The organism is Streptomyces sp. CB01580, assembly GCF_001905795.1.
GTDB lineage: Bacteria > Actinomycetota > Actinomycetes > Streptomycetales > Streptomycetaceae > Streptomyces.
The window spans coordinates 181,997-193,693 of record NZ_LIXJ01000008.1 but is presented as its reverse complement, the minus strand read 5'-3'; the positions used below and the strand labels follow the sequence as shown (position 1 = coordinate 193,693).

8 protein-coding genes are annotated in these 11,697 nt (G+C 72.5%); 2 read left to right on the top strand and 6 right to left on the bottom strand.

From position 1 onward, the window contains the following. Nucleotides 1-148: 148 nt before the first annotated feature. Nucleotides 149-520, top strand: coding sequence for a hypothetical protein (locus tag AMK22_RS14965; RefSeq protein ID WP_073785178.1), 372 nt, complete (start codon nt 149-151; stop codon nt 518-520). A gap of 67 nt (nt 521-587) precedes the next feature. Here the strand turns inward: AMK22_RS14965 and AMK22_RS14960 are convergent, their stop codons facing one another. The 6 genes from AMK22_RS14960 to AMK22_RS38370 form a co-directional block, all read right to left on the bottom strand. Continuing rightward, complete coding sequence (locus AMK22_RS14960; protein WP_073785176.1) at nt 588-1,520, bottom strand: LysR family transcriptional regulator; 933 nt, start codon at nt 1,518-1,520, stop codon at nt 588-590. 55 nt (nt 1,521-1,575) lie between these two features. Further along, a complete protein-coding gene (locus AMK22_RS14955) occupies nt 1,576-2,769 on the bottom strand; it encodes a glycine C-acetyltransferase (protein WP_073785175.1) in 1,194 nt (397 codons plus the stop codon). A 212-nt stretch (nt 2,770-2,981) separates the two neighbouring features. After that, the gene (gene tdh / locus AMK22_RS14950; protein ID WP_073785174.1) at nt 2,982-4,010 is read right to left on the bottom strand and encodes an L-threonine 3-dehydrogenase; all 1,029 of its coding nucleotides are present in this window, start codon (nt 4,008-4,010) and stop codon (nt 2,982-2,984) included. Between the two features lie 307 nt (nt 4,011-4,317). After that, nucleotides 4,318-6,489 (bottom strand): bifunctional serine/threonine-protein kinase/ABC transporter substrate-binding protein, encoded by a 2,172-nt coding sequence (locus tag AMK22_RS14945; protein WP_073785173.1) that lies wholly within the window; start codon nt 6,487-6,489, stop codon nt 4,318-4,320. A gap of 6 nt (nt 6,490-6,495) precedes the next feature. Continuing rightward, on the bottom strand, nt 6,496-8,697 hold the full coding sequence (locus AMK22_RS14940; protein ID WP_073785172.1) for a bifunctional serine/threonine-protein kinase/ABC transporter substrate-binding protein: 2,202 nt from the start codon (nt 8,695-8,697) through the stop codon (nt 6,496-6,498). Nucleotides 8,698-8,713: 16 nt separating this feature from the next. Then, nucleotides 8,714-9,550 (bottom strand): hypothetical protein, encoded by an 837-nt coding sequence (locus tag AMK22_RS38370; RefSeq protein ID WP_242433979.1) that lies wholly within the window; start codon nt 9,548-9,550, stop codon nt 8,714-8,716. Between the two features lie 422 nt (nt 9,551-9,972). On the opposite strand from AMK22_RS38370, the gene AMK22_RS14930 reads away from it, so the two are divergent. Beyond that, nucleotides 9,973-11,688 carry a glycosyltransferase family 2 protein gene (locus AMK22_RS14930; RefSeq protein ID WP_073785171.1) on the top strand — a complete coding sequence of 572 codons (1,716 nt, stop codon included), beginning with the start codon at nt 9,973-9,975 and terminating at the stop codon, nt 11,686-11,688. The last annotated feature ends 9 nt before the right edge of the window (nt 11,689-11,697 follow it).

The following is an 11,697-nucleotide window of genomic DNA, read 5'->3' as shown; positions in this document are numbered from 1 at the left end:
CGACCTCCGTCACCGGTCTTCGCCGGAACAAGCGCCTCGTACAATGCCAGGGCCTACGGGCCAGTAACGGGTCATAGCACGTAGCCAGTAACGGGCAGGGGCGGTGAGGGACCACCTCAACGCCCCGTCTGCCAGTGAGGAACGAAAGATGGCGTTGCAGAATTCGCCGCTGTGGTGGCTCTTCTCGGCGATCTGCGTGGCGGTCTGGTTCGGCGTCATGCTTCCCGCCATGCCCACCAGGAATCACAAGATATTCGTCTCGCTCGGCCCGCCGGCGATCTTCGCGGCGGTCGCGGCGTACTGCGCCGAGTCCGGTGACGCCTTCACGGAGATACTCCCCGTGTACTGCGGACTGGTCCTCGCCGTTCCGGTCGGGATTCTGGGGCATCGCAAGGCGCTGCGCACCATACTGAGTGATCCCGACATTCCCTACGAAGAGGCATCCGGCCCCTGGACGCTGCAGGCGTCCGTCGCGCTGGCGGTGTTCTTCGGGCTCTCCCTCTTCTACGTGACCCGTTGATACTCCCGGGCCGACGCCCGGCCCGGCGGGACAGGACGGATTCCGGGACGCGCCCCGGCCGTTCACGTCACGGCGACGCGGACAGCGAAAGGGCGGCCTCGCGCCGCGCCGCCGCGGCCAGGGCGGCGAGCACCGGCGCGATCAGCGGGTGGCCCTCCGCCCCGTGCCGTACCGCGGCGAAGACCCGGCGGGTCGGCGCGCTGCCCCGTACGGGCCGTACCACCACGCGCGTCAGCTCCATGCCGCGCAGCGCCGAGCGGGGCACCAGCGCCACCCCGGCGCCCGCGCCGACCAGTGCGACGACGGCGCGAAAATCGTCGGAGGAGTGCTCCATCCTCGGCTGGAACCCGGCGAACTCGCAGGAAAGGACCACCACGTCGTGGCACGGGTTGCCGGGGTACGGGCCGACCCACCGGTCCTTCTCCAGGTCGGCGATCGCCACCCGGTCCTCCCCGGCCAGCGGGTGCGCCACCGGCAGCACCGCGTCGAACGGCTCCGAGTACAGCGGGACCCGGGTCAGCCGCCGGTCGTCCTCGCCCGGCGCGCCCCGGTACTCGACGGCGACCGCCACGTCCACCTGCCGGTCCAGCACCATCGGCACGCTCGCGTCGCCCTCGGCATCCTGGGCGCGGACCCGGATGCCGGGCGCGGTGCCGGCGAGTTCGGCGATCGCGGGGGCGAGGACCAGGCCGATGCCGGTGGCGAACGCGGCGACGGTGACCGTTCCGGCGTCCCCGGCGCCGTAGGCGGCAAGCTCCGCCTCGGCCCGTTCCAGCTGGGCCAGCACCGCGTTGGTGTGGGTCAGCAGGATCTCCCCGGCGGCCGTGAGCCGGGCACCGCGCGCGCCGCGTTCGACGAGCCGATGGCCGGTCTCCTGTTCCAGTGCGGCGAGTTGCTGGGAGACCGCGGAGGGGGTGAGGTACAGCGCGGCGGCGGCTGCGGTCACCGTGCGGTGGTCCGCCACCGCACGGAGGATACGCAGCCGCCGTGCATCGATCATGTGACCCATTGTCCCAGGTCACGAAGGTACTCCCGACACACCGGGAGAGCGGGGGCTATTCCCCCAGTGCGGCGCGGGCGTCGACGAAGGCGTCCACGGCCCGGTTCACGTCCTCGGTGGAGTGGGCGGCGGAGAGCTGGACCCGGATGCGGGCCGCGCCCTGCGGGACGACCGGGTACGAGAACCCGATCACGTACACCCCGCGCTCCAGGAGCAGTTCCGCCATCCGGCCCGCCTTCGCCGCGTCCCCGATCATGACGGGAGCGATGGCGTGGTCGCCGGGCAGGACGTCGAAGCCCTCCTCGGTCATCCGGGTACGGAAGAGCTTGGTGTTGGCGGTGAGCCGTCCACGCAGGTCGTCGGCGCCCTCCAGCAGGTCGAGGACCTTGAGCGAGGCCGCCGCGATGACCGGGGCGAGGGAGTTGGAGAAGAGGTACGGGCGCGAGCGCTGGCGCAGCAGGGCGACGATCTCGGCGCGGGCCGCGACGTAGCCGCCGGACGCGCCGCCGAGGGCCTTGCCGAGGGTGCCGGTGATGATGTCGACGCGGTCCATCACGTCGTGCAGCTCGGGGGTGCCCCGGCCGCCGGGGCCGACGAAACCGACGGCGTGCGAGTCGTCGACCATGACCATGGCGTCGTGGCGCTCGGCCAGGTCGCAGATCTCGCGCAGCGGGGCGACGTACCCGTCCATGGAGAAGACGCCGTCGGTGACGACGAGGCGGCGGCGGGCCCCGGACGCCTCCTTGAGCTGGGTCTCCAGGTCGGCCATGTCTCGGTTGGCGTAGCGGAAGCGCCGGGCCTTGGACAGCCGGATGCCGTCGATGATGGAGGCGTGGTTGAGGGCGTCGGAGATGACCGCGTCCTCCGGGCCGAGGAGGGTCTCGAAGACACCGCCGTTGGCGTCGAAGCAGGAGGAGTAGAGGATCGTGTCCTCCTGGCCGAGGAACGTCGAGAGCCGTCGCTCCAGCTCCTTGTGGACCTCCTGGGTGCCGCAGATGAAGCGGACCGAGGCCATGCCGTAGCCCCAGCGGTCCAGGGCCTCGTGGGCGGCGGCGACGACGTCGGGGTGGTCGGCGAGGCCGAGGTAGTTGTTGGCACAGAAGTTGAGCACCTCGCCGGGGCGGCCGCCCCCGGTGACGGCGACGCTCGCGGACTGCGGGGTGCCGATCACGCGCTCGGGCTTGTGCAGTCCGGCGGCCTGGATCTCGTCGAGGGTGGTGCGCAGGTCGTCGCGTACGGAGTCGAACATGAGGGGTGTCTCCCAGCTGGTCGCGAGGGTTCGCCGTGTACGGGCGTGGGGTGTTGAGCGTCGGGTGTCGGACGGTCGGGCGCGGCTTCGGGCGGGCGGGCCCTGAATCTCAGCGGCCGGCCCCCGGGTTTCGGCTGTCGGTCCCCGGGGTCCGGCGGGCGGGCCCTGAGCTTCGGCGGGCGGTCGGTGGCTTCGAGGACGGCGGTGGCGGGTCAGGAGGTCCAGTCGAGGATGACCTTGCCGCCACGGCCGCTCGCCGCGTCGTCGAAGGCCGCCTCGAAGTCCCGGTACCCGTACCGGCCGGTGATCACGGGGGCGAGGTCGAGGCCGCCCTCCAGCAGCACGGACATGGCGTACCAGGTCTCGAACATCTCACGGCCGTAGATCCCCTTGATGGTGATCATGGACGTGACGACGTGGGCCCAGTCGACGGGGAACTCCTCGGACGGCAGTCCGAGCACGGCGATCCGGCCGCCGTGCGTCATGTTCGCGATCATGTCGCGCATCGCCTCGGGCCGCCCGGACATCTCCAGACCGATGTCGAAGCCCTCGCGCAGGCCGAGCCGTCGCTGCCCGTCGGCGATGGTCTCCTCGGCGACGTTCAGGGCGAGGCTGACGCCGACCTTCCGCGCCAGCTCCAGACGGGCCTCGCTGACGTCGGTGATGACGACGTTGCGGGCGCCCGCGTGCCTGGCGACGGCGGCGGCCATGATGCCGATGGGCCCGGCGCCGGTGATCAGCACGTCCTCCCCGACCAGCGGGAACGACAGCGCGGTGTGCACGGCGTTGCCGAACGGGTCGAAGATCGCGGCCACGTCCAGGTCCACGGGGACCCGGTGCACCCAGACGTTGGACGCGGGCAGGGCGACGTACTCCGCGAACGCCCCGTCCCGTCCCACGCCGAGCCCGACGGTGGAGCGACACAGGTGACGCCGTCCGGCCAGGCAGTTGCGGCACTTCCCGCACACCAGGTGGCCCTCGCCGCTGACCAGGTCACCGATCTTGATGTCGGCGACGTCGGCGCCGGTCTCCGCGACCTCGCCGACGAACTCGTGCCCGAGGACGAGCGGCGTGCTGACGGCCTGCTGGGCCCAGCCGTCGTAGTTCCGGATGTGCAGGTCGGTGCCGCAGATGCCGGTGCGGAGCACCTTGATCAGTACGTCCGAGGGACCGATCTCCGGCTCCGGCACGTCCATCAGCCAGAGTCCGGGCTCGGCCTTCTGCTTCACGAGTGCCTTCACGGCGGTGGCTCCCTGCGCTGTACGACGTCGAGTGCCCCGGACCGGCGCATTCGTGGGGGAATCCGCGGGCCCGGGGACGAAGATGAGGGACGGCATGGCAGCGCGTCGGTCGGCTGCCGCGCACCATCCTGCGCCGTCCCGGGCAAAATCTGCCGCACCCCGCGCCCGGGGTCCATCGAGGATTTCTTAAGCGCGCCCGCAGTTCCGCTTCATGCCCGCGCCCCGCGGTCGGGAACGGAGCCGTCCGCTCCCCGGCGGCCGGGTGCGCCCGGCGGTCCCCTGCCCCGGCCCGTGCGCCTCGTACGCCTCACACGTCTTCGTACGGCCCCAGAAAGCGCGCCTGCCCGCCCTCGATCCGGTAGAGGAACATCCCCGTCTCGTACTCCACCTCACGGTTGGGCCGGAAGGACAGCGTCCGGGTGATGCCCGGATGGCGGGTGAGGAACAGCCGCTGCACGACGCCGCCGCGTTCCGCGTCCTCCGCGCTCGTGGACCGGACCGCCCGGGCGATCAGCCCCACCGCGTCGTACGCCTCGGCGGCCCAGCGGGCCGGGGCGGTCCCGAACCGTCTCCGGTACGCGGCGGTGAACGCCTTCGCGGTGGGGAGCCCGGGCGGGTCGGTGTACGCCTCCGCGAACACCCACCCCTCGGCCGCCCTCCCCGCGTCCCGGCGGAAGGCGGGCGCCAGGACCGGTCCGACGGACATGCCGGTCCCGGTGAATCCGGCGTCGGCCAGGGCGAGGGCGCAGCGGGCACCCCGAACGGGTGACGACCCGGCGTAGACGACGGCGTCCGCTCCCGCCGCGACCGCCGCGCGGGCGGCCGGGGCGAAGGAGGCGGAGTCCGCCGCGACCGGGCGCACGGTCACCTCGGTCTCCCGGAACCGGGTGTCCCGGAAGTGGTTCGCGATCGACCAGCCGGCCTGTGGGTCGGCGCGGTCCTCGACGACGACCAGCCGTTTCATCGAGCGGACGGTCACGTAGCGGGTCAGGGCGTTCGGCAGGACGGAGTCGAAGTGCCGTGTCACGCACAGGGTCTTGGTGACCGACGATTCCGCGGTGGTGGACCCTGCCGCGACGACGACCTGGGCGAGGCGTGCCTTCTCGTAGCGGCTGATGACGGCGTTCTCGGCGATGTTCCCGGTGGGGCCGATGACCGCGAGCACCTTCGGATCGGCTGCCAGCCGGTCGGCCACGCGAAGGGCGCGGGTCGCGTCCCCGCCGTCGTCCTCGGTGCGCAGGGAGAGCCGGAAACCGGCGGCGGCGCGGGAGTTGTGGTCGGCGACGGCGATCCGGACGCCGCGCTCGTGCGCCACGCCGACCGCTCTGCCCGGGCCGGTCAGGTCCGCGTGCAGACCGACCGTGTACGTGGGAAGTGTGCGGGTGGTGGTTTCCTCGTCCCGTTGTCGGCCCATCATCCGGACCGCGGTTCCACCGCCCGCCAGGAGGAGGGCGGCAGCGGCCGCGGCGGTGAGGACGCGTCGCCGCGCCGGGCGCGGCGGCCCCGGATCGGTGTCCGTCACGACCGTGGGCGGTTCGGGGGTGGGAAGGGCGAGGGCGGCGGTGGCGCGTTCGGCGATCAGGGCGGACAGCCCGGCCGGCGCCCAGGAACGCGCGGCCGTGTGCGCGTCATCGGCGGCTCGGGTGGGACCAGCGGTACCCGTAGGAACGGTGTGGTCCGTGGCGGCGGTGAGCTGCTGCTCCACCTGGCGTGCCGTCGGCCGGTCCGCCGGGTTCTTGGCCAGACAGCTCGCGACGAGGGGCAGCAGTCCGGGCGGCAGACCGTTCAGGTCCGGTTCCTCGTGCACCGTGCGAAACAGCATCGCCGCGGCGTTGCCCTGCCCGAACGGCCGCCGCCCGGTCGCCGCGTACACGAGGACGCAGCCCAGCGAGAAGAGGTCGCAGGCCGGGCCGAGCGGCCCCGCCGAAGCCTGTTCGGGGGCGAGGTAGCCGGGCGTGCCGATGACGGCGTCGGTCGCGGTGAGAGCGGTGGCGCCCTCATGGCGTGCGATACCGAAGTCGATGAGCCGGGGGCCGTCCAGCGCGAGGAGCACATTGCCGGGCTTGACGTCGCGGTGGACGAGCCCGGCGTCGTGCACGGCGGCGAGTGCGCCGGCGAGTCGGGCGCCGAGCAGGCGGACGGTCGTCTCGGGCAGCGGGCCCTCGGTGGCGACGGCCTCGGCCAGCGAGGGGCCCGGCACGAACGCGGTGGCCAGCCAGGGCTCACGGGCCTCGGGGTCCGCTCCGGTCACCGGCACCACCCACGGTCCGGTGACCCTCCGGGCGGCCTCGGTCTCGCGCCGGAACCTGGTGCGGAAGCCGGGGTCGGCGGCGTGTTCGGCGCGGATCACCTTCACGGCGGCGAGTGCTCCGCCGGGCGAACGGGCCAGATAGACCACCCCCATGCCACCCGCGCCGAGCCGTGCCAGGGTGCAGTGCTCGCCGATGGTGCGGGGGTCGTCTTGGGTGAGGGGCCGCATATCGGCTCAGGCCTCGGTCCTCGGCGCCCGGCCGAGATAGTGGTAGCCGCCGTTCCGCACCGTGTAGAGGTAGGCGTCCGAGCTCTTGAGGCGGTGGTCCTCGTCGAAGGCGTAGGTCCGCGACACTCCTTCGTACGTGGACGCGGCGATCTTCTCCACGAGTGCGGCCCGCGTGGGGCGCCGGGCCTCCCCGGCGCGGGGGGTGGGACCGGCGGTGGCAGTGGTGGCCGTGGCGGTGGGGGCGAGGAGAGCGGTGAGCGCGGCGATCACGAGCCCGGCCGCGTCGTACGCCTCGGCGGCCCAGCGGGCCGGGGCGGACCCGAACCGTCTCCGGTGCATGGCGGCGAACTTCTTGGCCTCGGGTGCCGTCGCGGCGATGCAGGGGGCGGTGAACTCCCAGGATTCGGCGGCGTCCCCGCCGTCCTTCAGGAACGCGGCGTTCATGGCCGTGTGCATGGCCATCCGCGGCCCCTTGAAGGACGTGGCGGCGAGGGCGCGGGCCATGCGGGCGGCTCCGGCCGCGTCACCCGCGTAGAAGAAGGCGTCACTGGCGTGCGCGAGCATGTCCGCGACGACCGACGCGAAGTCCCGTGTTCCGGCCGGCACCACTCTCGGATACGCCGTCCCGGTGGTGAGCACACCGGCGTTCATCTGGGTGGCGTAGCCCACCTGGTAGGCGGCCTGGCCACCGGTCCGGTCGAGCAGCACCCCGAGCCGTTCGACATCGGGCCTGAGCAGCAGCCGCCTGATGATCGGCACGGACAGCACGGCGTCGAACGGGGCGGCCTGGAAGAAGGACTTCTGGTTCCTGGCGGTGTAGGCGAGCAGCAGCGACGAAACGGTGATGACGGGCAGCATCGCCTCGTCGTACGCGCCGAGCACGGCGTCGGTGGCGGGGTCGCCGGTCGGGCCGATGACGGCGAGCACGTCGCGGTCGCGGGCGAACCGCTCGGCGACCCGCACGGCCCGGCTCACCTCCCCCCGGTCGTCGAGCGCCTTCACCCGAAGCGTGAACGGTTCGTTCCCATGGGAGTTGAACCGTTCCACGGCAAGGCGCACGCCTCGCTCCTGCGCCCGTCCGTCGGCGCTCCTGGGGCCGGACAGATCCGCCTGTACGCCGATGGTCCAGGTCGGTCCGCCCGTGCCGGCCGCACCGGAATCGTGCGAACCGCCGCCCAGCCACTCCCGGACGGCGAACGCGCCGCCGCCCGCCGCGACGACGGCTCCGGCGCCCGCCAGCAGGAGGAGGCCCCGTCGCCCCGGCGCGGGCGCGGCGGCGGCCGTCGTGGGTTCGTCGGCCACCGTGGCGTCGATGTCGGGCAGGGCGAGCATCGCGGTGGACCGGACGGCGATCAGCCGTACGACGTCCTCGGGCAGCCAGTCGATGGAGCCGTCGGGCGCGTCCTCGACGATCAGTTCGTCGAGCCGGGCGGCATCGGGCCTCGCTGCGGGCTCCTTGGCCAGCAACTCGCCCAGCAGGGAACGCAGTTCCGGGTCGTCCATCCCGTCGAGGTCGGGTTCGTCGTGGACGGTGCGGTAGAGCAGGGCCTCGACGGCGCCGCTGCCGAACGGGGGCCGCCCGGTCGCCGCGTACGCCAGGAGGCATCCCAGCGAGAACACGTCGCTCGCGGGTCCGGCGGCCGTGCCGCTCCTGGTGGCCTGCTCCGGCGAGAGGAAGCCGGGGGTGCCCACCACGAGGTCCGTCGCGGTCAGCGCCGTGGCGTCGACGGCACGCGCGATGCCGAAGTCGATCAGGCGCGGTCCGTCGGTCGTCAGCAGGACGTTGCCCGGTTTGACGTCGCGGTGGACGAGTCCGGCCGCGTGCACGGAGGCCAGCGCGCGGGAGAGCAGCCGTCCGAGCACCCGGACGCTCCGCGCGGGCAGCGGTCCGCACCGGGCCACCGCCTCCGACAGTGCGGGGCCCGCCACGAACTCCGTGGCCAGCCAGGGGCGTTCACCCCCGGTGTCGGCATCCGTGACCGCCACCACCCAGGGGCTGTCCACCCGGCGGGCGGCCTCCACCTCGCGGCGGAAGCGGGCCCGGAAGTCGCCGTCCTCGGCGTACTCGGGCAGGATCACCTTGATCGCGGCGAGCGCCCCGGAGTCCGCGCGGCCGAGGTAGACCACCCCCATCCCGCCCGCGCCCAGTCGCCCCAGCAGCCGGTGCCCGCCGATCCGTGACGGATCCGAGGCCCTCAACGCGTCCATCAGCCGTCCGCCCTCCTCAACTCTGCTTCTTCACGGCGGACTCGAGCCGGAGCCCCATGGCGACCAGGGCCGGGGACACGAAGCCCTCGATGTCGTTCGCGGACCACCCCTTGGCCCCCTTGCCCGTCACGGCCACGGTGAATTGCAGAATCTGCGCCTGGGCCCACAGATACGGATAGGGACCGCCGAGCGCGGCGCTCCGGTACTCGCCGATCTCCATCAGCGCGTCCTCGGAGGTGGTCTGGGTGGCCTCCCCCCTCGCCAACGGGCCCGCGACCATGGAGCCGATCTGTTCGCCCTGCCGCAGCTGCTGCGTGGGGCAACGCATCGTCTCCTCGACCGACTCGGCCATCTCCCACCGCGCGTCCTCCCGTGTCCGGTGCACGGTCACGACCGCCGCCAGCCGCAGCGGCCCCCGCCCCCGGGCCGCGGGCACCTCGAAGGAGCGGGTGAGGGTGGCGAGGACGCTGGGCTTCGGCTTCTCCTGGCGCCAGACGCAGTCGGCCCCGAGCACGGGCCAAGTGTCGGGCCCGCTCTCGTACGGGCTGCGCGGCACGACTCCGGGCCCGAAGCTCTCGGGGCCCGCGATGACACGCCGGACGAGGTCGAGCGCCGCCCCACGCGTGGCCGGCAGCCGGGCAGGGTCCGCGTCGATGTCCGGAGACTCTCCCGCGCCACCGGCCGTTCCCGCATCGCCGGCCGGGGACGCTGCGGCGCCATCGGCCGGCCGGGCGCTCGTCACTGCTCCGTCGACACCCTCCCCGCCACCGGAGCACGCCGCCAGCAGGACCAGCAGCGGGGCCGCCACCCGGACTCCGTACCCGGGCTTCGCCCCGGACCCGGACCATGACACGACAGGACACCTCCGTTCCCCGGAATCGTCTCCCCCGGCACCGTCCCCCCGGCGCCGCGTCGATGCTACGGCCATGCGTCCGACCCGAAGGGCTCAGGCCGGGATTGTTGCCACATCAAGACACTTGATTCACAAGCGAGTTGTGAGGACCTCCCCGAAGGAGGCGCGCGACGCCCCCGCGCCGAAGGCACCGCGCACCGGCCCTCGCGCAGCAGGAGTTGGACGACTGTTCACCGCGCCGCGACCTGCTGATTCCCCACGACGTGAGCACGGGTGATCGAATAGGTCTGGACCAATCAAGGGGCGCCCCGGTCAGGCGGCTCAATTAACACGCCCTTGATAAATGGTCCATACCTTTGACGATAGGGTGAGCGCTCTCAACGGTCACCCGATGCCGCCACATGCACAGCCATGGGGGATTTATGACGACTCATCACTTACCTCAGCCTCCGTCCGACCACGAGCTCTACTGGTACTTCGGGCCACAACGCCGCTGGGTGCTCATCGCCACCTCGCTCGCCTTCGTGCTCACCGCGGCGACCATGCTCACCTTCTCCCTGCGCGCCCCGGCCCTGTGGGCGTTCCTCGCGGTGCTCGCCCTCAACGTCGTCGCGCTCGTACTCTCCTCGGTCAACAGCCTGCGCCGGCGCAGACTGAGCAGGCGTTCGCACGAGGTGCTCGTCCACGCCTGGAAGCCCTACGAACTCCCCACGGTGGACCTCTACTTGCCCACCTGCGGGGAACCGCTCGCCGTGCTGGAGAACGCCTACCGGGCCGTCGCCTCGGTCGACTGGCCCGGGGCGCTGACCGTCTGGGTGCTGGACGACGCCGACCGCGCCGAGGTCGGCGAACTGGCCGCCGCGTACGGCTACCGCTACGTCGTGCGCCCCGACCGGGGGCACCTCAAGAAGGCCGGCAACCTCAACCACGCGCTCACCCTGAGCAACGCGGAGTACATCGCCATCCTGGACGCCGACTTCGCGCCGCGCCCCGACTTCCTGCGCCATCTGGTGCCGTACCTCGCCGACCCCGGCGTGGGCATCGTGCAGAGTCCGCAGTGCTTCGACACCGACGAGTCGATGGGCTGGATCCAACGCGCGGCAGGTTCGGCCCAGGAGTGGTTCTTCCGCTGGATCCAGCCCTCCCGGGACGCCAGCGACGCCGCCATCTGCTGCGGCAGCAACGCGGTCTACCGGCGCAGCGCCATCGATCTGGCCGGTGGTTTCGCGCGACTCGACCACAGCGAGGACCTGTACACCGGGCTCGCGCTCCACGAGCACGGGTTCTGCACCCTGTACGTACCGGTGTTGGTGGCGAAGGGCACCTCGCCGGACAACCTGGCCTCGTTCGTCAACCAGCAGTACCGCTGGGCGATGGGGAATCTGCACCTGCTGGGCACTCCCGTCCTCAAACGCATGGGGGCGCCCTGGCGGATGCGACTGTGCTTCTACGAAGGCATCGTCGGCTACCTGACCACCGCGGTGAACACCTTCGCCGCTCCCCTTCCGCCGCTGGTGATGCTGTTCGGGTATCCGGACGACATCCGGCCCTGGCACGTGCTGCCGCTGCTGGCCCCGCTCTGGCTCTGGCATGTGCTGCTGCCGCGCATCAGCCGGACCCGCTGGCGGGTGGAGGTGATCCGCGCCAATGTCCTCACGAGCGTCGCCGCCGGGGCCGCGTTCCTGCACACCCTGCGCGGGCGCAGTGCCGCCTGGGTACCCACCGGGGTCTCGGGCGGGGCGAAGGGGGCGATGGCCCACCGGGTCGTGTTCGTCTCGCTGGCCTGGCTCTGCTGTTCGACCGGAGCGGCCGCCGTCGGAATCGTCCTCGCCGTCGCACGCAACGGCTGGGAGCCCAACTGGGGGCTTGTGCTCCACCTGTTGGTGCAGTGCCAGATCAACCTTCCCCTGATCAGGGACCTGTTGGCCGAGCTGCGCCGCCCGGCCCGAGAGGCGCCCCGCCCGCTGCCGGACCCGTGGGCGACCGCAGAACCTATGGATTGCGCACCCCGCGTACGCCGCGCGCGCCCCGTACTGCCCCGGCGCTGGCCGGAAGCACTGGCCGCGACCTCGGCCCTTCTGCTCGTCGCCCTGCTCGCGTCCGGCTGGGTCGACCCGATGCTCCCCTGGCTGAGTTGAAAGGCCCGC